At 70.1% G+C, this 26,201-nt stretch carries 27 protein-coding genes; 6 read left to right on the top strand and 21 right to left on the bottom strand.

Annotated features, from left to right (window positions below):
• Window positions 1-7: 7 nt before the first annotated feature.
• The 9 genes from G6048_RS25845 to G6048_RS25805 form a co-directional block, all read right to left on the bottom strand.
• The gene (locus tag G6048_RS25845) at window positions 8-1,339 is read right to left on the bottom strand and encodes a hypothetical protein (RefSeq protein ID WP_165341981.1); all 1,332 of its coding nucleotides are present in this window, start codon (window positions 1,337-1,339) and stop codon (window positions 8-10) included.
• A gap of 112 nt (window positions 1,340-1,451) precedes the next feature.
• On the bottom strand, window positions 1,452-2,456 hold the full coding sequence (locus G6048_RS25840) for a glutamate ABC transporter substrate-binding protein (RefSeq protein WP_165341980.1): 1,005 nt from the start codon (window positions 2,454-2,456) through the stop codon (window positions 1,452-1,454).
• A gap of 14 nt (window positions 2,457-2,470) precedes the next feature.
• Window positions 2,471-3,949, bottom strand: a complete 1,479-nt coding sequence (locus tag G6048_RS25835; RefSeq protein ID WP_165341979.1) for a hypothetical protein — start codon at window positions 3,947-3,949, stop codon at window positions 2,471-2,473.
• Between the two features lie 183 nt (window positions 3,950-4,132).
• Window positions 4,133-5,119, bottom strand: a complete 987-nt coding sequence (locus G6048_RS25830) for an N-acetylglucosamine kinase (RefSeq protein ID WP_165341978.1) — start codon at window positions 5,117-5,119, stop codon at window positions 4,133-4,135.
• A complete protein-coding gene (locus tag G6048_RS25825) occupies window positions 5,110-6,375 on the bottom strand; it encodes a 6-phospho-beta-glucosidase (protein ID WP_165341977.1) in 1,266 nt (421 codons plus the stop codon). Before G6048_RS25825 ends, G6048_RS25830 begins: the two co-directional genes overlap by 10 nt.
• Before the next feature lie 6 nt (window positions 6,376-6,381).
• The gene (locus tag G6048_RS25820) at window positions 6,382-7,302 is read right to left on the bottom strand and encodes a carbohydrate ABC transporter permease (RefSeq protein WP_165341976.1); all 921 of its coding nucleotides are present in this window, start codon (window positions 7,300-7,302) and stop codon (window positions 6,382-6,384) included.
• Window positions 7,303-7,307: 5 nt separating this feature from the next.
• Window positions 7,308-8,267, bottom strand: a complete 960-nt coding sequence (locus G6048_RS25815; RefSeq protein ID WP_165341975.1) for a carbohydrate ABC transporter permease — start codon at window positions 8,265-8,267, stop codon at window positions 7,308-7,310.
• 7 nt (window positions 8,268-8,274) lie between these two features.
• Window positions 8,275-9,606 carry an ABC transporter substrate-binding protein gene (locus G6048_RS25810; protein ID WP_165341974.1) on the bottom strand — a complete coding sequence of 444 codons (1,332 nt, stop codon included), beginning with the start codon at window positions 9,604-9,606 and terminating at the stop codon, window positions 8,275-8,277.
• 199 nt (window positions 9,607-9,805) lie between these two features.
• Window positions 9,806-11,041 (bottom strand): ROK family transcriptional regulator, encoded by a 1,236-nt coding sequence (locus G6048_RS25805; protein WP_206342135.1) that lies wholly within the window; start codon window positions 11,039-11,041, stop codon window positions 9,806-9,808.
• A 202-nt stretch (window positions 11,042-11,243) separates the two neighbouring features.
• On the opposite strand from G6048_RS25805, the gene G6048_RS25800 reads away from it, so the two are divergent.
• Window positions 11,244-11,939 carry a class I SAM-dependent methyltransferase gene (locus tag G6048_RS25800; RefSeq protein WP_165341973.1) on the top strand — a complete coding sequence of 232 codons (696 nt, stop codon included), beginning with the start codon at window positions 11,244-11,246 and terminating at the stop codon, window positions 11,937-11,939.
• A gap of 139 nt (window positions 11,940-12,078) precedes the next feature.
• On the opposite strand, the gene G6048_RS25795 is transcribed toward G6048_RS25800, so the two are convergent.
• Complete coding sequence (locus tag G6048_RS25795) at window positions 12,079-12,216, bottom strand: DUF1963 domain-containing protein (protein ID WP_165341972.1); 138 nt, start codon at window positions 12,214-12,216, stop codon at window positions 12,079-12,081.
• 297 nt (window positions 12,217-12,513) lie between these two features.
• Here G6048_RS25795 and G6048_RS25790 point away from each other — a divergent pair, with 297 nt between their 5' ends.
• Both G6048_RS25790 and G6048_RS25785 read left to right on the top strand, forming a co-directional pair.
• Window positions 12,514-13,098, top strand: coding sequence for a hypothetical protein (locus G6048_RS25790; RefSeq protein WP_165341971.1), 585 nt, complete (start codon window positions 12,514-12,516; stop codon window positions 13,096-13,098).
• 101 nt (window positions 13,099-13,199) lie between these two features.
• Complete coding sequence (locus G6048_RS25785; protein ID WP_165341970.1) at window positions 13,200-13,565, top strand: Hint domain-containing protein; 366 nt, start codon at window positions 13,200-13,202, stop codon at window positions 13,563-13,565.
• On the opposite strand, the gene G6048_RS49885 is transcribed toward G6048_RS25785, so the two are convergent.
• The 8 genes from G6048_RS49885 to G6048_RS25750 form a co-directional block, all read right to left on the bottom strand.
• Entirely contained in the window at window positions 13,471-13,857 is a 387-nt protein-coding gene (locus G6048_RS49885) for a DUF5753 domain-containing protein (RefSeq protein ID WP_235990301.1), read from the bottom strand. The genes G6048_RS25785 and G6048_RS49885 overlap by 95 nt on opposite strands.
• The gene (locus tag G6048_RS25780; protein WP_165341969.1) at window positions 13,812-14,123 is read right to left on the bottom strand and encodes a hypothetical protein; all 312 of its coding nucleotides are present in this window, start codon (window positions 14,121-14,123) and stop codon (window positions 13,812-13,814) included. The genes G6048_RS49885 and G6048_RS25780 overlap by 46 nt, the downstream gene beginning before the upstream one ends.
• 134 nt (window positions 14,124-14,257) lie before the next feature.
• A complete protein-coding gene (locus tag G6048_RS25775; RefSeq protein WP_165341968.1) occupies window positions 14,258-14,848 on the bottom strand; it encodes a hypothetical protein in 591 nt (196 codons plus the stop codon).
• Complete coding sequence (locus tag G6048_RS25770; protein WP_165341967.1) at window positions 14,845-16,155, bottom strand: hypothetical protein; 1,311 nt, start codon at window positions 16,153-16,155, stop codon at window positions 14,845-14,847. Before G6048_RS25770 ends, G6048_RS25775 begins: the two co-directional genes overlap by 4 nt.
• Entirely contained in the window at window positions 16,152-16,946 is a 795-nt protein-coding gene (locus G6048_RS25765) for an ABC transporter ATP-binding protein (protein ID WP_165341966.1), read from the bottom strand. Before G6048_RS25765 ends, G6048_RS25770 begins: the two co-directional genes overlap by 4 nt.
• A 34-nt stretch (window positions 16,947-16,980) precedes the next feature.
• On the bottom strand, window positions 16,981-17,781 hold the full coding sequence (locus G6048_RS25760; RefSeq protein WP_165341965.1) for a hypothetical protein: 801 nt from the start codon (window positions 17,779-17,781) through the stop codon (window positions 16,981-16,983).
• Window positions 17,778-18,317: an RNA polymerase sigma factor gene (locus G6048_RS25755; protein WP_150485048.1), complete on the bottom strand. Its 540-nt coding sequence runs from the start codon at window positions 18,315-18,317 to the stop codon at window positions 17,778-17,780. The genes G6048_RS25760 and G6048_RS25755 overlap by 4 nt, the downstream gene beginning before the upstream one ends.
• A 376-nt stretch (window positions 18,318-18,693) precedes the next feature.
• Window positions 18,694-19,785 carry a mechanosensitive ion channel family protein gene (locus G6048_RS25750; protein WP_165341964.1) on the bottom strand — a complete coding sequence of 364 codons (1,092 nt, stop codon included), beginning with the start codon at window positions 19,783-19,785 and terminating at the stop codon, window positions 18,694-18,696.
• Between the two features lie 289 nt (window positions 19,786-20,074).
• Here G6048_RS25750 and G6048_RS25745 point away from each other — a divergent pair, with 289 nt between their 5' ends.
• A complete protein-coding gene (locus tag G6048_RS25745) occupies window positions 20,075-20,611 on the top strand; it encodes an HNH endonuclease (protein WP_165341963.1) in 537 nt (178 codons plus the stop codon).
• A gap of 199 nt (window positions 20,612-20,810) precedes the next feature.
• Here G6048_RS25745 and G6048_RS25740 read toward each other — a convergent pair whose 3' ends face one another.
• From G6048_RS25740 to G6048_RS25730, 3 genes are read right to left on the bottom strand one after another with little or no spacing between them, the layout of a single operon-like run.
• On the bottom strand, window positions 20,811-22,145 hold the full coding sequence (locus tag G6048_RS25740) for an FtsX-like permease family protein (protein ID WP_165341985.1): 1,335 nt from the start codon (window positions 22,143-22,145) through the stop codon (window positions 20,811-20,813).
• Between the two features lie 41 nt (window positions 22,146-22,186).
• On the bottom strand, window positions 22,187-22,882 hold the full coding sequence (locus G6048_RS25735) for an ABC transporter ATP-binding protein (protein ID WP_165341962.1): 696 nt from the start codon (window positions 22,880-22,882) through the stop codon (window positions 22,187-22,189).
• Window positions 22,879-23,412 carry a PadR family transcriptional regulator gene (locus tag G6048_RS25730; RefSeq protein ID WP_165341961.1) on the bottom strand — a complete coding sequence of 178 codons (534 nt, stop codon included), beginning with the start codon at window positions 23,410-23,412 and terminating at the stop codon, window positions 22,879-22,881. The genes G6048_RS25735 and G6048_RS25730 overlap by 4 nt, the downstream gene beginning before the upstream one ends.
• 245 nt (window positions 23,413-23,657) lie before the next feature.
• Between G6048_RS25730 and G6048_RS25725 the strand changes: the two genes are divergently transcribed.
• Window positions 23,658-23,942 (top strand): hypothetical protein, encoded by a 285-nt coding sequence (locus tag G6048_RS25725; RefSeq protein ID WP_165341960.1) that lies wholly within the window; start codon window positions 23,658-23,660, stop codon window positions 23,940-23,942.
• Window positions 23,942-26,080, top strand: a complete 2,139-nt coding sequence (gene malQ, locus G6048_RS25720; protein ID WP_165341959.1) for a 4-alpha-glucanotransferase — start codon at window positions 23,942-23,944, stop codon at window positions 26,078-26,080. Before G6048_RS25725 ends, malQ begins: the two co-directional genes overlap by 1 nt.
• Window positions 26,081-26,201: the final 121 nt, after the last annotated feature.

Below are 26,201 nucleotides of genomic sequence, written 5' to 3'. Positions count from 1 at the left end.
TGCTCACTCACGATTCCCCCCTCCGGTCCTGTGGTCCCCCGTGGCCAGCCTGGCCGGGGACCTTGGGCACCAGCAAGTCGGCGGCCGCGTGCTGGTAGCGCAGCACCGCCTGTTCCGCCACGCGCAGATCGCAGGGCGCGCTCCACAGCATGCGGCGCGCCGCGTCGTAGCGCTCCACGAGCAGCGGGTCCTCGGCGAGGCCGTGCCGGGCGACCTTCGCCTTGTACGCGTCGAGCCGGCCGCGCAGCTCCGCGCGGACCGCGAGCGGCGCGGTGACGGCCGTCAACGACTCGCGAGCCCTGAGGAGTTCGTCCTCGGCCCGCTGCTCCAGCGACTCCAGCAGCGGCGAGAGGCGATGCCACTGCGCGTGTCTGCGGTACTCGGCGGCCGTCGCCAACTGCTCCTGCAGCGCGGTCGGCGGGCCGCTGACCGCGGGCACCTCCGACGCGGCGATCTTCGCCAGCACCTCACCGCGCGCGGAGCGCGCCTCGGCAAGCGTGCGGTCCGCGCGCGAGAGCACGTCCCGCAGCTTGACGAGGCGTGTCTCCGCGTCCTGCCTCACGCTCAGCACCGCGTCGATCTCGCGGCGCACCTCGTCCAGGGCGCGCGCCTCCCGGTCGTAGCGCGTGGTGTCGGGCCGGCCGCCGCCCGGCGCCGAACTGCCCTGCGCGGGCAGCCAGAACGCCAGCGGATCGGACACCACCTGCTCACGCAGGGACGTCAGCGTGCGCGTGATCCGCTCCAGGTCGTCGCCGGCCGGGTGCTCCCCGGGGCGTACGCCCACGGAGTGCGCGAGCTGGCGGGTGCGCTGCAACTCGGCGGCCAGCAAGTCGATCCGGGCGGGCAGCGCCGACCAGACGGCATCGGCCGCCACGACCATGTCGAGCGACTGCGCGTACAACTCGTTCATACGCTCCACGAGTTCGGCGAGGGTGAAGCGCTCGCTGAGCTTTCCCGTGCCTGCCATGGTGGGCGCGGACGCGGTCGCGGCGGCGCTGCCCGCCACCGTGACGCTCTCGCCGCGCAGCAGCTCCGTCAGCTCCACCAGGTCGTCGCGGTTCGGCCAGCGCCTGCGGGAGCGCACGTCACGCGCGGAGCGCAGGGCGTCCGCGTACGCGTCGAAGTACGTCCACAGGAGCGAGATCGACGCCTCGGCGGCCGTCCAGCGCTCCCGGGTCGTGCCCGTGAGCTCGGCGCCTTCGAGGAGTCTGCGGCCCGCGTGGTCCTGGAGGGCGAGGAGCGAGGTCTCGATGGCCTCGTGCTCCGCGCCGAGCCGCGCCAGCGCACGGTCCACCTCGTCCCGGTCCATTACCGGCCCGGAGGGTCCCGTGACGCCCATCGATCACCTCTCGCTCTCAGTCGTTCCCTGTGCGCGTTCCCCCGCGCTCCGGGCAACTCTCCAGTGGTATCAGGTTGGTGGTATCAGGTTGGCCGCCGGAACCAGGCTCCGGCTACTGGTACTTGACGGGCGGTGGGCCGGCCGACTCCCCGAGGCTCGGCTCGAGCCACTTGTCGTACGACTGCTGCCAGCCGTTCTTGCGGTAGTCCACCAGTACTTGGTTGACCCGGCGCACCAGGTCGTCGGCCTCCTTCTTCATCGCCACTCCGTAGTACTCGGTCGTGAACGGCTCCCCCTTGAGCTCGACCGTCGGATCCTGCGCGGCCTGGCTCGCGGCGAGCGCGCCGTCGGTCACCACGGCGTCGACCTCTCCGAGTTGGAGCCTCACCAGACAGTCGAGCTGGTTGGGCACCGTGGTCTTGATGTCGGCGGAGGCGGCCAGCTTGCCGGACTTCTTGTCCGCGTCCAGGTTCTCCCAGGCTGTGGAGCCGTCCGCCGAGCAGATCTTCTTGTTCGCCAAGGACGCGTCGTACCCCGTGATGTCCGAGGTCGTCGGGGCGAGGACCTGCTGGCCGGTCTGGAAGTAGGGCGAGGAGAAGGCCACATCCTTCAGCCGGTCACAGGAGATCGTCATCGTGCGGATCACCATGTCGACGCGGTCGCCCTGGATCGCCGGGATCCGCTCGTTGGTGGGGATGGCGCGGAACACGATCTTGTCCGGGTCGCCGAAGATCTCGGCCGCTATCGCGTGCGCGAGATCGATGTCGAAGCCCTCCAGCTCGCTGGTCTTCTTGGCGCTGTTCGGATCGCGGTAGCCCCAGCGGTAGCTGTTCTGGTCGACGCCCACCACCAAGTGGCCGCGTTCCCGGATGTCCTGGATGGTCTCGCCGTCCTCGCCTGACGGCGCCAGGCTCTGGTCCTGCGGGTTCGTGCAGTCCTCGGCCTTGGTCTGCGCGCCCTCGGCCACGCCCTGGCCGCCGGTGCCCGTGCTGCCGTCCCCGCGGGACTGCGACAGCGGCAGCACCAGCGCGAAGACCGCTGTCAGGGCCAGGACGACCGCCATCGCGCCGACGCCGCCCCAGCCCTTCAGAGCGGCCCGCACACGTCGTGCCTTCATCGTCATGCCCCCTCTCACCGGTACTCCGACAGCCGGCGCCCGATACCGAGCACCGCACCCGAGGCGCCCAGCACCGCGAGCACCGCGGCGCCCACCGGAAGCCCCGTCATCGCGCCCTTGCCGTCCTCGGCCGCCACCTCGAACTCGCCCTGCTCGTGCTCGAGCGCCTTCTCCAGATCGGTGTCCACATTGTCGAAGCACTGGCCCGTCGGCTTCTTGTCATCGGAGCCGATCACCCTGTCCAGCGCGCCCTGGTAGTCGCCCGAGTCGTCCGCGGTACGGGCCTCCTTGTGCCGGTCCTGCCAGACCTGCATGTTCTCCGTCGCGCCCTTCACCGGGGACTCGCCCGCGCTGTCGTCGGCGAGGTCCTCGGCGGCGGCCAGCTTGGCGGAGAGGTCCTTCATCTGGATCTTGTAGTCGTTGTCGTACGCGTCCACGACCTCGCCGTCGACCTTCTTGGTCTCGGCACCCCGGCTGACCAGCGTCAGCGTCTCGTTGCCGCGGGCCTTGAGGGAGGCGATCCGGGCGTCGTTCAGCACGTTCAGCGACCGTACTCCGTGGTCGTACGAGTCGTTCAGGCCTGCCCTGGCCAAGCTGTGGCCGACCACCAGCCAGAGCAGTACCACCGTGGAGGCGGCGGTCGCGGCGACCAGGCCGTGGTTCAACACCCGGTTCGTACGCTGGTAGTTGCGGCGCTGGGCCCAGACGAGGCCGCCGATCGCGAGGACGCCGGCGCCGATCGCTATCCACGGGTAGGGCGTCGCGGCGTTGTAGTCGGAGCGCAGCCGCTGGTTCTCCATCTTGTAGAGATCCTCGGCGTCCTTGAGCATGACCTGCATCTTCGCGTTGGCGTACCGCAGGTAGGCGCCGCCGAGCGGGTAGCCCTGCCGGTTGTTGGACCGGGCGCGCTCGATGAGGCCCTTGTATTCGGGCAGCCGCTTGTTCAGCCGGGTGATGGTCTCCGCCGACTCGGAGCCCGGCTCGGAGTTGGCCGCCGCGTTGATCAGCCTGTCCGCGGCCGTGTTGATGCCCCGCTCGTACTCCTGGCGGGACTCGGCGGTCTCCTGGCCGCCCGCGAGGAAGCCGCTGGAGGCCGCGGTGTTGGCGGTGGCGAGCGAGCGGTAGATGAGCGCGGCGTCGGCGCTCAGCGGCTGGCTGCTGCTCAGTACGTTGTCGGCGGCGTCCGACCGCTCCGTCATCTGCCAGGCCGTCATCGAGCCGAACGCCACGAGGAGCAAGGCCAGCGCGGCACCGATGATGCGCAGCCGCCCCGGCTCCGTCGTCGCCGCGGCACGCAACTGGTCGACGCCTTCCGCCCAGGCCGTACGGCGCGGAGGCGTCGGGTCGGGCCCGCCGGGACCGGCCGGAGCGGGCTGCGCGACGGGCGCGGCCGGTGGCGCCGCGGCCGGTGGCCCGGGCTGCGGCGGCATGGCGGGCATCGTGGGCGGTCCCGCGCCAGGTGGCGCCGAGCCGCCGTTCGGCGTGTATGTCACTTGACCTCCCCCATGGTCAACCCTCCGTAAGCCTCCGCCCGCGCGTCGGGACGCAGCGGGAGGAGGTGCACGGCCGCAAGTATCCCCGCCGGGACTGACATCCGCACAGGCCCTGACTGGATCTTGTTCGTATCGCAGTGCAATCCGTACCGCAGCGCAACCATGAATACGCGATCCAGAACCCTACGGTTCCCGGCGCGACCCCTCGTAATACGCCCGCACGCTGGCGTGCGCCTCGTCGCGCGCCGATACGTGATCAAGGCCGAGCAGCACGGCGCCGAGGACGGGACTCGCGGTGACCACCCTGGGTACGGCCTTGGGGGCGCGTTCGGCCAGCAGTTCCCTTGTCCGGTCGTCGAGTTGCGGGTGCCGGGCCGCCAGGATGCTGCCGCCGAGGACTACGGGGGCCTCCTCGTCGAGCAGTTCCAGACGCGACAGGGCGACGCTCGCCATGGCCACCACCTCCTCCGCGAGCCGGTCGACGAGGGCGCGGGCCACCAGGTCGCCGGCCGCCGCCGTGGCGAACAGGACCGGAGTCAGCTCGTGACGCCGTTCTTGGCTCAGGTGCCCGAGGTGGAAGGCCTCGATCAGCGCGTACATGGAGTCGAGGCCGAAGCGGGCGGGCAGGGCGCGGGCCAGCGCGGTCGGGCCGCCCCGGCCGTCCTCGGCGCGCGCCGCATGCCAGATGGCCTCCTCGGCGAGGCCCCCGCCGCCACCCCAGTCACCGGAGAGGCGGCCGATGGCGGGGAAGCGGGCGATGCGCCCGTCGGGCCGCATGCCGACGCAGTTGATACCCGCGCCGCACACCACCGCCACCCCACGCGGCTCGGCGACCCCGGCGCGCAGAATCGCGAAGGTGTCGTTGCGCACCTCGGTACTCGCCCCCCACGCGCGCGCGTGCAGCGCAGCGGCCAACTCCTCCTCCTCGACGGGAAGATCGGCGTTGGCAAGACACGCGGACACATGGTCCACGGCCGTGACCCCCGCCTCGGCGAAGGCCCGGTCGACGGCCGCCGCCAACGTGTCCACGGCCTGCCGCACTCCGACCACGGGCGGCTGGAAGCCACCCGCGCGCGCCTCGGCGAGCACCCGCCCGTCCGGCGCGACGACGGCGACGTCGGTCTTGCTGTTCCCCGCGTCGATGGCGAGAACACCCGCTCTCACGCCCACGCGAGGTGCTCCCGGTTGTGCGCGATCAGCTGATCGGTGAGGGCGTCGGCGTACGCGTACTGGCCGACCAGCGGATGCGCGAGCAGCGCACGGAACACCCGGTCGCGTCCCCCGCGCAGCGCCGCTTGAAGCGCCAGGTCCTCGTACGCGGTGACATCCGCCATCAGACCCGCGTACAGCGGATCCACGGACGGCACCGGCAGCGGAAGAGGCCCGGACCTCCCGACGGCCGCCTGTACTTCGATGACGGCATCGTCCGGCAGGAAGGGCAGCGTCCCCTTGTTGTACGTATTCACGACCTGGTACGGATTTCCCGCGCCACCGAGCAGCGAGGCCGCGAGGTCCACGGCCGCCTCCGAGTAGTACGCCCCGCCCCGCTTGCCGAGCAGCGCCGGCTTCTCGGCGAGCTCCGGGTCGCCGTACATCTTCAGCAACTCGCGCTCCATCGCGGCCACTTCGGCGGCCCGCGACGGCTTCGTACGCTGCTCTCGCACCACCTCGTCGTGCGCGTAGTAGTAGCGCAGGTAATAGGAGGGGACGACACCGAGGCGATCGAGGACGTGGCGTGGCAAGCGCAGATCTGCGGCGACGGCTTCGCCGTGCACTGCGAGCAGCTTCGGCAAGATGTCCTCGCCCTCGGGCCCCCCGAGTCGTACACCCATCTCCCAGGTGAGGTGGTTGAGCCCGACATGATCGAGGTGCACGTCGACGGGCGCGATGCCGAGCAGCCCGGCGAACTTCCGCTGGAAACCGATCGCCACATTGCACAACCCGACCGCTTTATGGCCTGCTTCGAGCAGGGCGCGGGTCACGATGCCCACCGGATTGGTGAAGTCGATGATCCACGCGCCCGGATTCGTCCGTCGTACGCGCTCCGCGATGTCCAGCACCACCGGCACCGTACGCAGGGCCTTCGCGAGACCGCCCGCACCGGTCGTCTCCTGCCCGACACAGCCGCACTCCAGGGGCCAGGTCTCGTCCTGCTCACGCGCGGCCTGTCCGCCGACGCGCAGTTGCAGCAGGACCGCGTCGGCGCCCTCGATGCCCGCGTCCAGGTCGGAGGTCGTGACGATGCGCCCGCCGTGCCCCTGCCGGGCGAAGATGCGCCGCGCCAAGCCGCCGACCAGCTCCAGCCGCTCGGCGGCGGGGTCGACGAGCACCAGCTCCTCGACGGGCAGGGTGTCCCTCAGCCGGGCGAAGCCGTCGATGAGTTCGGGGGTGTAGGTCGAACCCCCGCCCACTACTGCCAGTTTCACGGTCAGTCAGCCCTTCACTCCGGTCAGCGTGACACCCTCGATGAACGCCTTCTGCGCGAAGAAGAACACGATGATCACGGGGGCCATGACCAGCAGGGTCGCGGCCATGGTCAGATTCCAGTTCGTATGGTGGTTGTCCTTGAACGACTCAAGGCCGTAACTGAGCGTCCAGGCCGCCGGATTGTCACTCGCGTAGATCTGTGGGCCGAAGTAGTCGTTCCAGCAGTAGAAGAACTGGAACAGCGCGACGGCCGCGATCCCCGGCTTGGCCAGCGGCACCACGATCCGCAGCAGGGTGCGCAGTTCGCCGCAGCCGTCGACCTTCGCCGCGTCCACGTACTCATTCGGAATGGTCAGCAGGAACTGCCGCAGCAGGAAGATGCTGAAGGCGTCGCCGAAGGCCATCGGGATGATCAGCGGCCACAGCGTGCCGGTCATGTGCATCTGCTTGGCCCAGAACAGGTACATCGGCACGATGATCACCTGCGGCGGCAGCATCATCGCGGAGATCACGAGCATCGTCGCGATCCGCCGTCCGCGGAAGCGGAACTTGGCCAGGGCGTACGCCACCGGAAGGCTGGACACGACGGTGAAGAGGGTGCCGAGGCCCGCGTACATCAGGGTGTTGCGCCACCAGGTCAGGAAACCGGGGGCGTTCCAGACGTTCGCGTAGTTGTCCCAGTTCCAGGACCTCGGCCACAGGGCGCTGGTCAGCGCCTGCCGATCGTCCATCAGGGACGTGAGCAGGATGAACACGAACGGCATGATGAAGAACAGCGCGGCCGCGATGCCCAGACAGTGCACGGCGATCCAGTGCAGCAGCGCCTTGCGACGGGCGGTACGGGCCGCGGGGCTCCGGCCGGCCGTGCAGAGCGGGCCGCCGGGTGCGGTGGGCGCCGGCGGGCGGGCGGTGACGGTGTGGGTCATGGAGATCAGTCCTCCACCGTGATCAGGCCGCCGCGGCGGCGCATCAGCAGCGCGGTGAACGCCATGGACAGGGCGAACAGCACCAGGGCGACCACACAGGCGGAGCCGGTGTCGAAGCGCTGGAATCCCAAGGTGTAGATGAGCTGGGGGAGCGTCAGCGTCGACTTCCCCGGGTAGCCGGGCTCGTAGATCTGGCCGGCCCCGGCGCCGATGACACCGCTGGCCGTCTTACCGGCGATGAGCGGCTGCGTGTAGTACTGCATCGTCTGGATCACCCCGGTGACCACGGCGAACAGCACGATGGGCGAGATGTTCGGCAGGGTGACGTACCGGAAGCGCTTCCAGGAGCCCGCGCCGTCCAGCTCGGCGGCCTCGTACTGCTCCTTCGGCACATCGAGCAGCGCGGCCATGAAGATGACCATGAGGTCGCCGATGCCCCACAGCGCGAGCAGCGTCAGCGCCGGCTTGGACCAGGACGGGTCGTTGAACCAGCCCGGCTGTGGCAGGCCCAGATCGCCGAGCACCTGGTTGACCGGGCCCGTGCCGGGGTTGAGCAGAAAGGCGAAGGCCAGGGTGGCGGCGACGGGCGGTGCGAGATAGGGGAGGTAGAAGAAGGTACGGAACACGCCCGCACCCGTCTTGATCTTCGTGATCAGCAGCCCGACGCCGAGCCCGAACACCACCCGGGCCGCCACCATGATCACCACGAGCCACAGGGTGTTGCGCATAGCGGCCCAGAAGAAGGGATAGTCCGTGAAGACGTACGTCCAGTTGGTGAGCCCGTTGAAGGTGGGCGGCTTGAAGCCGTCGTACTTCATGAAGGAGAAGTAGACGGTCGACAGCAGCGGATAGACGAAGAAGACGCTGAAACCGATGAGCCAGGGGGAGAGGAACGCCAGCGTGCGCAGCCCCTCCCGGCGGCGCTTGGTACGCAGCGCCGCCGAGTGGCCGTGAAGGATCGTCATGGGGCTGCTACTTCGCCTTGGCGATGTCGGTGTCGATCTGCTTCGCGACCTTCGCAAGCCCCGCGTCCAGGCCCTTCTCCTTGCCGGACTCGTAGTCGTACGCGAAGTTCTGCAGGGTCTCCTGGTACGCGCTGCCGTTGACCGCGGCGGGCGCGGTGTTGCTGTTCGGGTTCTCGGCGATCTTCACGAAGGCCTGCATCGTGGCGTCGTTCTCGAGCTTCGGGGACTTCAGCGCCTCGAAGGTCGAGGGGACGTTGTTGATGGCGTTGGCGAAGGAGACGACCGCGTCGGTGTTCGTGGTCATGTACTTCACCAGCTCCCAGGCGGCGTTCTGCTTGCTGCTGGTGCTGGCGAGGCCGATGATCGTGCCGGTCAGGAAGCCCTTGCCGTATGTGTCCGCCTGGTCGTCCGGCACCGGGAACGGCGCGACCCCCACCTCGAAGTCCACGCCCGCGTCCTTCATCATGCCGCCGCGCCACTCGCCGTCGATGTTCATGGCGATCTGCCCGGTGTGCAGCGGATTCTGGGCGGACCACTCGTCACCGAAGGTGGAACGGTACTTCTCCAGCTTCTGGAAGCCGCCGAGCGACTTGACCATGTCCTGCTGCCAGGTCAGCAGCTCCTTGAACGCCGGGTCCTTGGCGACGTTGGACTTGCCGTCGGCGGTGAAGTACTCCGGGCTCCACTGCGCCGCGAGGTGCGGGACGGTGACCTCGTAGCCGTGGAAGTTCGGCATGAAGCCGAGCTGCGAGTAACTGTCGCCCTTGCTCTTGGTCAGCTTGACCGCGGCGGCCTTGAACTCGGAGAGCGTCTTGGGCGGGGACTCGATGCCCGCCTCCTCGAACATCGTCTTGTTGTAATAGAGCCCGTACGCATCGCCGAGCAGCGGCAGTGCGCAGCGCGTCCCCTCGAACTGCGTGTAGTCCAGCATCGGCTTGGGGAACGTCTTCGCGGTGTCGATCTTCGACTTCTCCAGGAAGGGATCGAGGTCGGCGAAGACACCCGACGAACAGAACTTGCCGACGTTGCTCGTCTCCGGCGACGCCACCACGTCCGGCGCGTTCGAACCGCCCGCGCGCAGCGCCTGGTTCACCTTGTCGGCGTCGACGTTCCCGACGACCTTGACGTTGATGTTGGGGTGCGCCTTCTCGAAGGCCGCGACGTTCGCCTCGATCGCCTTGACCTCGGTGGGCGCGCTCCACGGGTGCCAGAAGGTGATGGTGGACGGCTTGCTCGCGTCGTCGGTCGCGCCGGACGTACTGGAACCGGTGCAGGCCGTGGCGGTCAGGGCGATCGCGGTGGCCGCGACGGCGAGACGTATGGGGGCGATTCTGGGCATGACGGAACTCCTTGGGGCGTGCGCGAGGAACTTTTGGGCGTGCGAAGGGAATTGGGCGTGCGCGGGGAAGGGGACGGGGTGGGCCGAGGGGCCCGCGGATCAGGTGGTACGGATCAGGTGGTGCGGGCAGGCGGTACCGGTCCGGCCGTACGAGGCTGGGGTACAGGTCAGGCGGTACAGGCAGGCCAGGCTGTACGGGTCAGGGGGTGCGACCCGTGGTGTCGAAGACCTCGTCGCGGGTGGCCGCGAGGGCGGACTGCAGGGCGCCGGTCAGTACGGGGCTGTCGGGTGTCGTACTGAGGCGGATGGCGGGACGGGGGACGGCCAGTTCGGCGAGCTCGGACTGGATCAGGGAGCGCAGGGGTTCGCCGCCGGCGGTGATCACCCCGCCGGCCAGGATGATCAGTTCGGGGTCGATCACCGCGACGACCGCGGCGAGTCCGGTGGCGAGCCGGGTGGCGAACTCGGCGAGCACGGCCTGCCCCGGTCCGGGGCTCTCGGCCGTACGGGCCGCTTCGGCGACCACCGCGGCGGCCTTCTCGGTGAGGGTGCCGCCGCTGGTGCCCGGTGGGGGCGCGAGGCCGTGCTCGCGGGCCAGGCCCAACACGGCCCGGCGACCGGCCAGTTCCTCGAAACCGCCGGAGTTGCTGCGGGCTACATTGCGTACGAGCGGGGCTCCCGGCAACGGGAGGAAGGCGACTTCGCCGGCGCCTCCGGTGGCGCCCCGGTGCAGCCGGCCGCCGATCACGACCGCGGCGCCGAAGCCCCGTTCCCCCCAGAGCAGGGTGAAGTTCTCGCAGTCGCGCGCCTCGCCGATGCGCTGCTCGGCGATGGCGGCGAGGTTGACGTCGTTCTCCACTTCGAAGGGGATGGGGCCGAGCGCGGCGGCCATGTCCTCCAGCAGCCGGGGCGAGTGCCAGCCGTGCAGATGGCTGGCGTAACGCAGGTTGCCGGTGGCGGGGTCGAAGGCGCCCTGCGTACCGATCACAATCCGGTGCACGTCGGTCCGGTGCAGCCCGGCGTCCTTGACCGCGCCGTCCAGGGCCAGCAGTACGCGGTCGACGGCGCCCTGTGCGCTGCGACCGGGGGTCGGCAGTTCGAACCGTCCGACGGTCTCGCCGGTGATGTCGGCGATCGCGGCACGGATGCCGGTGGGGGTGACGTCGAGGCCGGCGACCCGGGCGGCGGCGGGGTTCACCGCGTACAACTGGGCGTTGGGCCCGGGTCGGCCTTCGCTGGTGCCGGTCACGACGACGAGTCCTGCGGCTTCCAGTCGGGCGAGGAGCTGCGAGGCGGTCGGCTTGGACAGGCCGGTGAGGTTGCCGATCCTGGTCCGCGACAGTGTCCCGTGCTCCAGCAGCAGATCGAGAGCGGCCCGGTCGTTCATGGCGCGCAGGACGCGCGGGGTGCCCGGGGTACCGGCGGAACCTGCCATCGCTGTCGTCACCTGCCCTTCTGTGGCCAGCATCTCAGCGATCTCGAGTGGGCGTCCATCCATGCTGGACCCTGCTCTCGATCATTGTTAGGAAACTTTCCTATTGGTTGAGGAAGGTAGGCCTTCGGCCACGGAAGCGTCAATACCGGCCGGCGCCAGGCAACAAAGTCGTTACGTGAGGCTGAACGGCTACGGTCGACCCATGGCTGGCGAGGACGAAGCGCTTGTGGATCATGGCCTGCCGGACGATGCCCTGCTGGCGGAACAGCAGGCCTACTACCGGGCCAGAGCGCCGGAGTACGACCGGGTCTATGCCGAACGCGAAGAGCTAAGGAACCTGCTGGCCGAGGCCGACGAACTCCCCATCACCGGGGACGTGTTGGAGCTGGCCTGCGGAACGGGCCAGTGGACCGGCGCCCTCGCCGAACGCGCCCACTCGGTGACCGCGCTCGACGCGGCGGCCGAGACGCTGGACATCGCGTGCGCCCGCGTCACGTCCCCCAACGTCCTGTTCACCCAGGCCGACGTCTTCACCTGGCACCCGTCCCGCCGCTACGACACGGTCTTCTTCGCCTACTGGCTCTCCCATGTCCCGCCGTCGCGACTGCCCGCCTTCTGGAACACAGTCCGCGAGGCGCTGGCCCCGCACGGCAAGGCGATCTTCATCGACGACGGCCCGGGGGAGGCCTGGCGCGAGGAATTCCTCACGCCGCAGTCCGCTTCCACGGTGGTCCGTCAACTCGACGACGGCAGCCGGCACCGGGTCGTGAAGGTCTTCCACGAGCCGGAGACGCTGACGGGTGATCTCGCGGCGCTGGGATGGTCGGCCGATGTGCGGCTGGTGGGCGGCCGGAGCTTCATCGTGGGCGTGGCGGAACCGGTGGGGGAGCGGGGGTGACGAGGGCGGACGTGCAGCTCGATCTCCGGCTCGTCCCAGCCGTCGCCCGCGTTCATCGCGGGCGGCTGAACCGCCGCCTCGCGGCGTCCGGCCGCCCGGCACGGCTGCCGCACGGGCCCCGTCCCGCACCAGGCACAGCTCAGGGATTCCAGAACACGCTGGTGAACGCCCGGTCGAAGCGCCGCGCGGCCAGGTCCTCGCGCTGGATCACCCAGTGAACGGTGGCGCTCTCCCAGCCCTGCACGTCCATACCGGCCTGCCAGTCGGCCAGAAGCACCCAGTCCGATACGTCACCCGAAACCGGCCCGCCTGCCTGACCATCATGGTCGTCAGGCCGGAGGCGACCTCGCAGCCGCGCTTTGCCAGTTTCAGGCTGTCGTAGGCGGCGGTACAGAGCACGGCGGCGCGGTCCGGGGGTGCGCCCTGCGGGGAGCACGATGTCCCGGGGCTGCTGATGCTCACCTACCTCACCCATGTGCGTGGAGAGCGGATCGTCATCCACGCAAGCCGACGTCCTGCGAGCCCTGGCGGCGGTACGGGAGGGGTCCCGACGCATCGGGGCAAGACTTGTGGCATGGATGAGGATGCGAGGGCTGACAAGAAGCCGACGAAGCCGGAGGAATCGGAGCTGCTGCCAGTCTGGTGGGGGTGCGTCGTTGTGCCGTGCCTCGTGCTGGTCGCCCTGGTGATGGTTGTCGGAGCGATCCTCCAGATCCTGGCCACGGCGAACGCCAAACTTGTCCACACGGGAGGCCCTGCCCCGGAGACCGAGTTCAGCTTCCGTCACGTGGGCGCCGGTCTCACCGACAACAAGCGCTACACCTTCACCTGGTGGGTGCGCGACAGCTTCGAAAGCACCCTGAGCGTCCGGGGGACGGTCTCTGTGCCGCACCTCCGCCGCGTCGACGACGTGTCGGGCGCGCTGACCGCTTACGTCCCGGCGGGCTGCTCGGACCGCGCGATCCGGTGGCAGATCACCGTCAACGGGCGGGAGGCCGACTCCGGTACCTTCCAGGGGCAGCGGGCGTACGTGATCCCCACCGACTACTCCTCGGACGGTGACCTGGACACTGTCGTGATCGCTGCCGACTGGGACGGCGGCACCGAGGCGTGCCCCCGCTTCCGGCTGGTGTGGGACACCAAGGCGCTGGAGCCGTAGACCGCCGACGACGCGGCGCCCGGAATCCTCCGGGCTTCGAAGCCTGCCTTCAGAAGAAGGACTTCGAGCACTGCAGTAGCTTCGCCGGCGACGCCCTCCTCATGGGCAAATTCAAGGCCCTGGAGAAGGCCTACGACAGCCTGAGACTGCTCAAGCGCACCTGCACCAAGTGCTTCCCTCCCGGCACCAAAGTCCTCATGGGAGACGGCTCCCGAAAGAACATCGAGGACGTCCACCCGGGTGACCAGGTACTGGCCACCGACCCGGTCTCCGGGCGGACCGCCGTCCGTAAGGTGACCCGTCAGATCGTCACCGAGGACGACAAGCACTTCAACGAACTCACCATTGCCACCCGCGCCGGCCCCGAGAAGCTCACCGCAGCCCACGAGCACCCGTTCTGGAGCCCGTCGCAACAGAACTGGGTCGGTACTTGGCGCTGTCGGCCTCGTTCTCCACCCACACGGTAGACGTGATGGCGTCCACGTGGACCACGTCCACGGCCTCGGTTTCGGCGAACGAGGTGATATTGAACGCGCCACCGACGCAGGGGTGTCCACCTGTGCGGTAGGGGAGTACTCGCAGCCGGATGTTCGGCAACTTGGCCACGTTCAGCAGGTGTTCGAGCTGCGCTCGCATCACGTCCGGGTCCTCCCAGACGTCGTCGCTGACAGCCGGCGACCTGGCGTAGTCGGCCGTTTGGAACAGCCCTGGAATCAGCGAGAGCTGCCACGTGCGTGCTCGGCTCGCGACATCTTCCATCGCGATGTACTCGGCCAGCGCGCCCGCGTTGGGGGAGTGCTGCCACCACCCCTTGGCCTTGCGGCGCTCGCGATCCAGCTTCGCCAACTCCAGTAGCCGATGACGTAATTGCGGTCCGCGTCCCGCAGCCGGTCGGCGTCCCACACTGATCCGTTGAGCAGCCACTGCATCCGGTCCGCGGTCACATGCCCGGCACGCTCCGACAGCGTCCAGCCGTTCTTCTTCGGCAGCTCCGCCAGCAGTCCCTCGATGAACTGCGCGAACACCACCCGAGGCTCGGGCCGGTTGAACAAGAACCCCAACGAACCCGTCAACGCGGACAGTTCGGCATCTTACTCGGCTATCTGCTCAGCCGTCACACCCAGCATCATGCCCGGTCAACGACACCACACAGGCTCCGTCACAGATCTCCGGCTGTAGTACGTGGGCCTCGGCGGACGTAGGCGGCGCTTCCGGCGACGGTGAGTACCGCTGCGACCACGGCCGCGGGGCGGCTGTCGGAGGCCTGTGTCTGCCAGGTCAGCGCCTCCCCCGCGGTGCCCATGCCCGGGAACACCGCCGCGCCGAGCGTCCACCCGAGAGGCAGGAACCACGAGCGAGCGGTGCCGACCGTGGCCGTCCCCAGGGCGGTCAGGCCCAGCAGGCCGGCCGCGTCGCGGACGACACATCCGAATGGCCCGAACCGCGTGCCGGTGAGCAGTGTGGCCAGCAGCAGCATGAGTACGCATCCCAGGGCCGTGGCCAGGTGGGACATCCGCAGCCACCCCCACGGCCTCGCCGCCGTGCGGTCCAGGGTGTCGTCGGGGCCTCCCAGCGTGGTGGTGGCGACGGCTACCAGGAGCAGGACCGTCAGGGCGAGTACGGTGCTGCTCACCTCGCCCTTGACGCTGAAGGCCGTCGCCAGCAGCCACGCGATGGCAGTGCCCGCGCCGGCCGCGCCGAGCGCCGCAGGCACCCGGCGCGAGCGGACGTAGAGCGTCAGTCCTGTCATCGGGCGCCTTCGCTCAGAAGGTCGGTGGTGTCCTGGCAGTTCTGGGCGGCCTGATAGACGGCGATAACCCGGGCTTCGGCCTCGGCTCGCGGCAGTGCCCGCAGTCCCTTCCAGAGCTTGACGGCGTCCGGGTCATCGAATTCGAGGCCATCGGGACCGGCGGTCGGCTCCCGGTCGAGCAGCCAGTAGGCCGCAGCGGTGGCGACTGTGAAGTTCTGGTTGTCTCCGCAGCTGAGAGGGCCGGCGAACACTCCGGTGAGCATCGTCGGTTCGAGCCGTCCCGGGTGGGCGAGGTGACCGTGCTTGTCGACCGTGATACTCATCAGCGCGGTGTCGGCCCGCGACCTCGGTGACGTAGGAGGAGAGAACGTGGTGGTGTCCTCATGTGCCTCGACGATTGATGTTTTCTTCAGGAGTTCCAACGCGTGCCGGGCCTTGGGGGTCACCTCGGGCAGCAACCCTTCGTGCGCCCGGCTGACGCAGACCCGCGGGGTGTCGTCGGTGCACACCAGTTCCTGGGCGACCGGGTCGAGCGTCCCTTGGTCGTAGGCATCGCCGGTCGGCACCACCAGGGCTGTGGCCGTGGCCCCGATGGCCAGCGGCAGCAGCGCGGCGAACGCGAACTTACGGTTCTGGACGACGAAGAGCACGACGCCGGCCACCGCGACCGCGGCCATCCAGAGTGCCTGGGCGGCGCTGACTCCGCCGTCGACGGTGTCGTAGTCGCTGAACACGCTCATCCCCATGGCCGGGGAGAACGCCGCCGTGAATCCGCCGTCCGGAAGGGCGTGGGGCGCGAGCATCAGTAGCGCGAAGCCGATCACGGCCAGCGCGGGTGCGGTGGCGAGCGCCGGCACCAGGCGTCCGACGGCCAACCCGAGCCAGACCGAGGCGATCATCGCGACCAGCCCGACGGCCACGACGACAAACGCGGCAGGCGGCAGGTAGCGCGCCGTGTCGGCGATCCGTGGTGCCGCCGCGAGGAGCGTGACCAGGTAGGCGACGAGCACCGCCAGGGCCGTCGTGGCCAGGATCGGCACCACGCGCTGCGGTCTCGGGCGGGGCACGGCGGTGAGCAGTTCGGCGACGTTCGCCCGGTGCTCGCGAAAGGACTGCCAGGCACCGGCGGCCATCGCAAGGGGCGAGAGAACCGCGAGGTATTCGCGCTGCGTCATGGCCAGCGCCATCCACCCCGTGGACCATCGCCCCGCGGTGGCGTGGAGGACGATCGTGCTGGCGACGGCGATCAGGAGCGCGGCACCGAGGGCGGCCGAGCGCCGGAGCTCGATGCCGAGGATGCGGTTCATGCGTTGCTCCGGTGCTGGCGCAGGAGTGCGGAGTAGCCGCGCTCCGCAGGGCTGTCGCCCGCGTCGCCCTGCCCACCGCGGGCGATCAGGTCGTCGGGGGTGCCCTGGAAGAGGAGTCGGCCTTCGTTCATGAGGATGACGTCGGTGCAGGCAGCGACGACGTCCTCGACGAGGTGGGTGGAGACCAGGACACAGCTGTCGGCGCCGAGGTCACGCAGCAGGTCGCGGAAGTCGAGACGTTGTTCGGGGTCGAGTCCGACGGTGGGCTCGTCGAGCAGGAGCAGTTCGGGGTCGTTCACGATGGCCTGGGCGATGCCGGCCCGGCGCAGCATGCCGCCGGACAGCGTCTTCATCTTGGCGTCGGCCTTGGTGGAGAGACCCACCCGATCGATCGCGCGTTGTACGGCGTCGGGTATCGCGGTTTTTGGCATTTCCTTGAGCCAGGCCATGTAGGCGACGAACTCGCGGACGGTAAACCGCGGGTAGAAGCCGAACTGCTGCGGCAGATACCCCAGTTTGCGACGCACCTCGCGCAGGTCGGCACGGCCGTCCACCTCCGCGCCGAGCAGCGTCAATGAGCCGCCGGCGGGCTTGACGACGGTGGACAGCGCGCGCATCAGCGTGGTCTTGCCGGCGCCGTTCGGGCCGAGCACACCGTGCACGCCGGCAGTCAGCGTCAAATCGAGTCCGTCGACGGCCAGGTGCCGGCCGGCCCGGACACGCAGTTCTCTTGCGTGGACGAGCCAGGGATGAAGGGTGGGAGCCGTTTCGGCAGCACGCACCGCTCGCATGGGTCTCTCCTGTCGATCCTGTTGATGGGGGGGGTCAGTTGCCACTGGTCAGGCGGCGGAAGTGCGTGGCGGCGAGCGGTGTGATCGCGGCAAGGGCCACGGTGGCCACCACCCAGTCGGCGGTGCTGCCCGGCTGCAGTACCGGGGACAGGGACTGGGCCGCCACACTCGGCAGCAGGACTGCCGCGGACCAGACCACCGCGAGTCCGATCGCCGCGCGCCGTACGCCGATGAGGGCGCCGAGCACGAGGGTGGCCGCCGTGAACGCCAGGCACGGCAGCAGGGTGAGGGCCAGCGAGGTTCCGGTGCTCACACCCGCCACCAGCAATGCCGGAAGCACGACGACGAGCACCGCGAGCGTCCGCCGCAGCACCATGGCCAGGCCGGCTGCCGGTGTGGTGGCGATCAGTTCCCAGGCGGGGTCGATCCGCCGGCTCCACGCCACCGCGACGCCGGGCAGCGGAGCCACCGGGGCCAGCAGCAGCACGAGCGACGGCAGGCTCGGCTCGACGGAGTCCAGGAGTACGCCACAGCCCAGCACCGCGACGGTCACCGCGAGCCAGGGCAGCAGCGTCCACGCGAGCCAGCGCCGGTGCACGGCCGCTGCCGGTGTGCGTTGCCGGGTCGGCGACGGGCTCGCTTCGATCGCCTGGCCGAGCGAGACGGCGACACGGTCGAGCAGATCCGTCGTGGCAGGGGTGGTCTTGGCGGCCAGTGACTCACGGCAGTTGGCGCACGCGTCGAGATGGACCTCGATCGACCAGAGCGCGGCGTCGTCGAGTCCGTGCCCGCCGTCCGCGTAGCGGGCCAGGATCGTGGTGGTGGGATGAGTCATGAGAGCGCCTTCCGCAACGCGATCCGAGCCCGCCGCGCGCGGGTTTTCACCGTGCCCTCCGGCATACCGAGCAGCACCGCCGTCTGACGGACCGACAGGTCATCGAGCACCATCGCCTGCAGCACCTGCCGCAACTCCGGTGGCAGCCGCAGCAGCGCCTGTTCGAAGTTCTGGTCGACGCGGTTCGCCATCACCTCGTCCTCGGCGGCCGGCGCGGTCGTATCGAGCAGGGCAACCGTCGGCACCCGCTCCTGCCGGGCACGTCGGCGGAACGCGTCGACGAGACGGTTCGCGGCGATCGTCCAGAGCCAGCCGACCGCACTGCCCTCGGTCACGGAGCCCGCATAGCTGCCGGCCGCACGCCAGACCGCCAGGTAGGTCTCCTGGAGCACGTCGGCGACGACGTCGTCGTCGGCGCAGCGGCGGCGGAGCCGCACCGCCAACCAGGGCGAAGTACGCCGATACAACTCGTCGAACGCTGCCCGGTCACCACCGGCGACGCGACGCACGAGTTCTGCCTCGTCGAGGTCTGCCATCACTTTCACGATCAGGGAGACGAAACGACCGTCCATTCAGGTTCTCGGACGCTTCGGCGGCTACCGAAAGCAGCAGCGCTTTACGCCGAGCGCGAGGTCGTTCACATCGCCGACCGGCCCGAATCGCACCGTGGGCAGCTGCCCTGGATCACCTCGCGTACGCGGGCCCCGCGCTCGCCGGCGTCGTTACCGGGCGCCAAGTCGACCCTCGCTGTGCAGGGGTTCGCCGAATTCGCCGGAGTCGCTGGCCTCGACGGCAGCGCCCCCGACGCCGACCCGGCCGTGACCACTGGTTACAAGGCCGCCCGGAACCGCCCATTGACCCGCGGTCAGAAACGGTCCAACAAGGCCCTCGCCGCCACCCTCGTACAGGCTGCTACTTCGTTACGTTCGGCGAACCCGAAGCCGCCGGTGCAGGCGTGAGCGGCGTAGCCGCCTGGGCCTGCGGGGACGACGTGTTCGCGTACGCCGACGGAGGGGCCATGCCCGCCGTCGGGTCGGCAGCCGAGGCTTCGCCCTCCGGCTGGAGGGGGAAGCCGCCCACGATCTGGATGCCGGCCGCGTCGAAGGCGTTCTTGATGCGCCAGCGCAGTTCGCGTTCCACGGGCAGGGCCTTGCCGGGCATGGTCTTGGCCGAGACTCGGACGACCATCTGGTCGAGCAGGACGCTGTCCAGGCCCAGGACCTCGACGGGGCCCCAGAGGGTCTCGTTCCAGGGCTCGTCCTTGCTCATCTCCTCGCCTACGGCGAGCAGGGTGCGGCGGACCTTCTCCAGGTCCTCGTCGGGGCGGACCGTGACGTCGACGCCGGCCGTGGACCAGCCCTGGGAGAGGTTGCCGATGCGCTTGACCTCGCCGTTGCGGACGTACCAGATCGCGCCGTTGGGGCCGCGCAGCTTGGTCACCCGCAGGCCGACCTCGATGACCTCGCCGGTGGCCACGCCCGCGTCGACCTCGTCGCCGACCCCGTACTGGTCCTCCAGGATCATGAAGACGCCGGAGAGGAAGTCGGTCACCAGGTTGCGCGCGCCGAAACCGATCGCCACGCCCGCCACACCGGCCGAGGCCAGCAGCGGAGCCAGGTTGATCTCGAACGTGCCGAGGATCATCAGTCCGGCCGTGCCCAGGATCAGGAAGGACGCGATCGAGCGCAGTACCGAACCGATCGCCTGGGAACGCTGACGGCGGCGCTCGACGTTGACGAGGAGGCCGCCAAGGGCGGTGCCGTCGACGGCCTGGGCGGTGCGGTTCATGCGGTCTATCAGCTTGGTGATGGCCCTCCGGATCACCACTCTCAGGACACTCGCGATCACGAGGATCAGCAGGACACGCAGGCCGATGCTGAGCCACGTCGACCAGTTCTGCTCCACCCAGCTCGCGGCGTTCGTCGCGCTCTCCTGGGCGTCCTGAAGCGATGGAGCCGAGGGTTCGTCTGTGGGATCGGTGGCCGACAGGACGGACAAGAACACGGCAGGAACCTCCAGGCGTAACGGTCCGCCCGCGGCATGGGGGTCACAAGAGGGTCACCGGACGGGCAGACTCAACACACTATCGGGGCACCATGTGTGGATCGCCGCAAAGTTCGAGGGAGAGACTGTGCTCACCTGGGGATGAACGCGAAGAAGTGAAAACGGTGTGGTCGAAAACACTCCCAGCCCGTTACCGGGACATGGTGGCGCTTCCACCAGGCATGAGGGGAGACTGACTACAGATCGTCCCGGCGCGAGCCACGCGCCGCCGGCGTACAAGGAGGCATCCGTGCCGCACGTCCTGGTCCTCAACGCGTCGTACGAGCCACTCGGCGTCGTACCGCTCCGCCGCGCGCTCGTCCTCGTCCTTGAGAACAAGGCTGTCTGCCTCGAGGAATCCGGCGCCTTTATGCATAGTGCAACCGTTACTGTCCCCGCACCCAGCGTGGTCCGGCTGAAGAGGTTCGTACGGGTCCCTTACCGGGGGCCCGTTCCGCTGACCCGGCGCGCGTTGTTCGCCCGCGACGGGGGCCGGTGCATGTACTGCGGTGGCGTCGCAACCAGCGTCGACCACGTCGTCCCGCGCTCCCGCGGGGGTCAGCACGTCTGGGACAACGTGGTGGCGTCCTGCCGCCGCTGCAACCACGTGAAGGCCGACCGCCATCTCTTCGAGATCGGCTGGCGTCTGCGCCACAAACCGGCTCCGCCGTCGGGACTGGCCTGGCGCATCATCGGGACCGGGCATAGGGATCCGCGCTGGCTGCCGTACTTGCAGCCGTATGGCGCGGATGACGCCATGGCCCGGATCGATGGCATTTCTGCCTGAGGACCCGGGCCTTCGTATTGCCTCGGTACGTCGACACGGGCCTTGATCCGGCCGACCGGCCCGTTAAACGGCATCACGGCGCCTTACGGCTCTGAACTGCGGCGTTACGGCTCTCCGGGAGGTCCCCTCGTGCCTCCCGGAGAGCCGAGCCCATGCGCTCCGCTGGGTTGAGCAGGGGAGCTGCGGTCAGCTGACGGCGCTACGCGTAACGCAGCTCCCCCGGTTGCACCACCCGCCGCAGCAGCGGCAGTGCCGTCGCCGCCGCGAGCAGGCAGGACGCGTACACCATCGCCGGGAACAGCAGCGGCAGCAGGAGTGGGACGGAGACTTGCGCCACGATCCCGTACGCGAGGTACACCGCCGTGCCGCCGAGGCCCGCGAGCAGCATCGCCGGGGCCAGTGGCAGTGCCGTCTCCAGGAGCAGGGCTCGGCCGAGCACCGCTTGCGGCACGCCGGCGGCGGCCTGTGCGGCGAGGCCATGGCGGCGGGTGGCCAGTGACTCGGCGGCGCCGACGGCGAGGCCGCTCAGGGTGATGGTCAGCGCGACCAGGACGGCGGCGCCCGTGAGGTTGATGCCGGTGGTGTAGAAGGCCATGTCGTCGACGCGGCGGCCCGGTCCGTTCAGGTCGTCGAGCAGCATCTGCCGTATGCCCAGGAAGCTCACGCCCACGACGGTCACCAGGAGTACGGCGGCATGGGTGCGCGCGGCGGCCCAGGGGTCGGTGCGCAGGCGCTCGGCCGCGATCAGCACCGCCGGGTTGTCGGTCCGCGCGGCGAGCCACCGGCCCATGAGCTTGGCCGTGCCCCCGGAAACGGCGACCGAGCCCACCGCGGTCAGCGTCACCGCGCCGAGCACCGCCAGCGGGAACGCGGTGTAGCTCAACTCCTCGCCACCCATCAGGACCAGTGCGGCCGCGGCGCCCACCATCAGCGTGGGCGCCCCCAGCGTGAGCAGGGCACTCGCGCCCCGCTCCGGCCGCACCCGACGTACCCACCCCAGCGGCGAGGCCACCACCCGGCGCAGCGCGAGAACGCTCACCAGCGCGGCGACGACGGGTACGACCAGCGTCGCCCCGGCGAAGGCGGCCCACAGCCACAGCGGAGGCCGGTCCCACAGGAACAGCAACGAGGGGACGGAGACCGCCGCGGCGACAGCCGAGCCCAGCAGGCAGGCGAGGCCCGCCTCCAGGGCCGCGATACGCCGCACCTGCGGGGCCGTCGCCCCGACCAGGCGCAGCGAGGCCAGCCGCCGGTCCCGGTGCACGGCGCCGATCCGCGCACACTGCGCGAGGAACCCGAGCACCGGCACCAGCAGGAGCAGCAGCGCGGCGACCACTCCGTTACGTACCCCCGGCTCATCCAGCAGTCCGTTGAGATACGGGAACTCCACGTTTCCGCGTACCGCGCCGATCCCGAGCGCCGCGAGCCCGAAGCCGGTGGCCAGTGCGGCTCCCACCGCGGTCAGCAGCACCCGCAACCACTCGCGCCGATCGGAACCCCGCGTGAGCTGCCAGGCGAGCCGCAGATCCTCCATGACCAGGGTCCTCACCGAAGCCTGGGCCTTCACCGAGGCGCTCACTGGGCCACCTCGAAGTCCACCGAGTCCTCGATGGCGCCGTCCCGCAGCCGCACCTCACGGTCCGCGTACGCCGCGACCTGGTGGTCGTGCGTGATGAGCAGCACCGCGATGCCCGCCTCCCGGGCCGTGTGCACCATCGCCGCCATCACCTGCTCGCTCGCCAGGGAGTCGAGCGCGCCCGTCGGCTCGTCGGCGAAGACGATCTTCGGGCCGGTCACCAACGCCCTTGCCATCGACACCCGTTGGGCCTGCCCGCCGCTCATCTCACCCGGCCGCTGCTCCTCCTGGCCGCGTACGCCGAACCGCTCCATCCATGCGCCCGCCCGCTTGTGCGCCTCGGCCCGTCCCACTCCCGCGAGCAGCAGCGGCAGCGCCACGTTGTCGATCGCGGTCAGCTCCGGGATGAGCTGCCCGAACTGGAACACCACCCCGAACTCCGTACGCCGCAGCTCGCTGAGCCGCTTGTCCGGCAGCTGGTCCAGGCGCTGTCCTGCGTAGACGACCGAGCCCTCGTCGGGGCGGACGATCCCGGCCAGGCAGTGCAGGAGCGTGGACTTTCCGCTGCCGCTGGTGCCGGTGACGGCGAGGATCTCACCGGCGCGCAGTTCGATCGTGGCGTCGCGCAACGCCTTCGTTCTGCCGTGTGTCTTGGCGAGGGCGCGGGCCGTCAGGAGCGGCACTTCGTGGCTCATGCTGCGTCGACCTCCGCGGTCAGGGTGGTGAGCCGGGCGGCGGTGGTGGTCATCCAGCGCAGATCGGCGTCGAGATGGGACAGGGCGTAGTCGGCCGAGAGCACCGTCGCGAGATCGGCGTCCGTGGCGGTCTTGACCGCCGTGAGCTGCCGCATCCGCTCCATGTGCGCGGCGCGCTGGGCGCGCAGATAGCCGGCCGGGTCCGTCGAGGCGAGGATCGCGCAGACGACCTTGGCGAAGATCTCGTTCGTCACGAAAGGGGCGGGCGGTGTGATCTCGCCCGTCCACTTGGCCAGTTCACGCGCCCCTTCGTCGGTCGACCGGTACCGCGTCCGCTCCGGTCCTCCGGCTGAGTCGGTGCCCTCGATCTCGGCGAGACCGTCGCGGACCAGGCGTTGCAGGGTCGTGTAGACCTGCCCGTAGGCCAGCGGACGGGCCTGCGGGAAACGTTCGTCGTGCCGTCGCTTGAGGTCGTAGCCATGGCTCGGCCCACCAGCGAGCAGCCCCAGCAGGATGTGGCGGGTGCTCATGGCGACCCAGTATGCACTCGATATATGTACCGAGTGAATAGCTGGTCGTGCAGTGGGCGGAAAAATCCGTCCGAGGCCAGGAAATCCGTCCGGGCTGCGGCCCGACAAAAAGTTCCCCGGTAGTACCCCCGATCCGGGAGAGAATGTGAACACCAACACGTTCACCACTCGTATACGTCTGTCGTCGCGCCCGCTGGGTATGGGGCTCCCTGACCCGCAGTTCCGACTTCTCCAAGGAGGCCACCATGGCCGCACCGGCACCGCTTCTGCTCTCGGCCCTTTCCGAACACTCGGAAGACCGCCTGGAGGACCCCTCCAAACGCCTGGCGGGCCTGCCCGCCGATCCCGACCTGCACCTTTGCGTCTTCAGCGCCGAGGGCCCCTGCGCCGAGGCCCCGCTGACCAGTGAGCCGCCGCTGCCCGACGCCGCCCCCCTCACCAGCGAACCGCCCCTCGCCGACGCCGCCCCTCTGACGAGCGAGCCCACCTCCACGGGCGCCGCCGCCGGCCTGGACTTCCCGGGGGTCTGATGCCGCTGTCCCGGCTCGCCGCGCTGCACGGCGTCGCCACCTCCTACAGCCCGTCCCCGGACCGTACGGTCCCGGCCTCGGAAGCCGCGGTGATAGCCGCGCTCGGCGCGCTGGGCGTGGACGCCCAGACTCCGGAGGCCGTCCAGAGGTCGCTCGCGGCCCGCGAGGGGGAGCTGCGGGAGCGGCTGCTGCCGCCGACGGTGGTGTGCTGGGGCGGACCCCCGGCCGTGAGCGGTGAGCGGGAACCGGCGGCGGACGACCCCGCGCCCACCGCCCGGGCCGGGCGCCCGAAGAGCGGCCCGCTGCCCGCCGCGCTCACCGAACTCCCCGCGGGCACCCGCCTGCGGATCCGCACCGAGCAGGGCGAGACCCGCTCCTCGGCCGAGCAACTTCCGTACGGTGTCCACGAGTTGGAGGCGACGGCCCCCGACGGCCGCACCGCCCGCGCCCACCTGGTGGTCGCCCCGTCCCGGCTGCCGACGCCGCCGGGACGGACGTACGGACTGCTCGTCCAGCTCTACTCCCTCCTCTCCGGCCGCTCCTGGGGCATGGGCGACCTCGGGGACCTCGCGGAGCTGACGGCCTGGGCGGGGCGGGCGCTCGGCGCCGGATTCGTGCAGGTCAACCCCCTGCACGTGGCCGTGCCCGGCGAGCCCACCGACCCCTCCCCGTACCGCCCCTCCTCGCGCCGCTTCCCGGACCCGGTGCATCTGCGCGTCGAGGACATCCCGGAGTTCGCGTACGTCGAGGACCGCGACCGCGTCCGTGCGCTGCTGGAGCGGGCCGACCGGCTGCGTGAATCGGTGCTGCACAAAGGCGCGTTGATCGACCGCGACGCCGTATGGGAACTCAAACGCGAAGCCCTGGAGCTCGTACGCGACGTGCCGCTCGGGCCCGGACGGCGCGCCGCCTACTGCGACTTCCTCGCCGAGGAGGGCGAGGCCCTGGAGGACCACGCCACTTGGTGTGCGCTCGCGGAGAGATACGGCTCCGACTGGCACTCCTGGCCGACCGGGCTGCGCGATCCCCGTTCGCCCGAAACCGCCCGCGCCCGGGCCGAGTTGATGGACCGCGTCGACTTCCACAGCCGACTCGTCTGGCTCACCGACAGCCAGCTCGCCACCGCCCAGCGCAGCGCGCGCGACGCCGGCATGCCCGTCGGACTCGTGCACGATCTCGCGGTCGGCGTGCATCCCGGCGGCGCCGACGCCTGGGCGCAACAGGAGTACTTCGCGGCTGGGATGTCCGTCGGCGCGCCCCCCGACGCCTTCAACGCCCGCGGCCAGGACTGGGGCCTGCCCCCCTGGCGCCCCGACCGCCTCGCCGACTCCGGCTACGCCCCCTACCGCCGCCTCCTGCGCGCCCTGTTTCGGTACGCGGGCGCGCTGCGCATCGACCACGTCATGGGCCTGTTCCGGCTCTGGTGGATCCCGCAGGGCGAGGCGCCGACGGAAGGCACGTACGTCCGTTACGACGCCGAAGCCATGCTCGCGATCCTCGTACTGGAGGCATGGCGCGCCGGAGCGCTGGTGATCGGCGAGGATCTCGGCACCGTCGAACCGGGCGTCCGCGACGCCTTGCACGAGCGAGGCGTCCTCGGCACGTCCGTGCTGTGGTTCGAGCGCGACTGGACCGGGGACGGCCAGCCCTTGCCCCCCGAACGCTGGCGCGCCGACTGCCTCGCCACCGCCACCACCCATGACCTGCCCCCCACCGCGGCCCGCCTCACCGGCGACCACGTCGAACTCCGCGACAGCCTGGGCTTGTTGACCCGCCCCCTTGAGGAGGAACGAGCCGAGGCCGCAGCGGACGCGGGAGAGTGGCTGACCCTGCTCGCCCGCCTCGGCCTCCTGGACGGCCTGGGCGGCTCAGACACAGTCTCGGAGGAGTCCGAAATCCAGGCCGTCCACCGCTTCCTCCTCCGCACCCCCGCGAGGATGATCGGCATCTGGCTCCCCGACACGGTGGGCGACCGCCGCCCCCAGAACGTCCCCGGAACCTGGAACCAGTACCCGAACTGGCGCCTGCCGATCGCCGACGCGGAGGGCCACCCGGTGACGCTGGAGGAGTTGGCGGCTTCGCCGAGGCTGCATGCGCTGCTGGACGTGGTGCGGGGGAGAACACCGGGCACTGCGTGAGAACGGGGTCAGGGGAGAGCGGCCCGTTAGGGGCGCGGGGAACTGCGCGACAAGCCACGACGGACCGGTAGCCGCGACACGAAGTGTCACCCCCGCTCTGGTAGGCGCGCACGAACCCACC

The sequence above is a fragment of the Streptomyces ureilyticus genome (assembly GCF_011045025.1).
GTDB classification, from domain to species: domain Bacteria; phylum Actinomycetota; class Actinomycetes; order Streptomycetales; family Streptomycetaceae; genus Streptomyces; species Streptomyces ureilyticus.
This window is presented reverse-complemented; position numbering and strand designations above follow the sequence as displayed.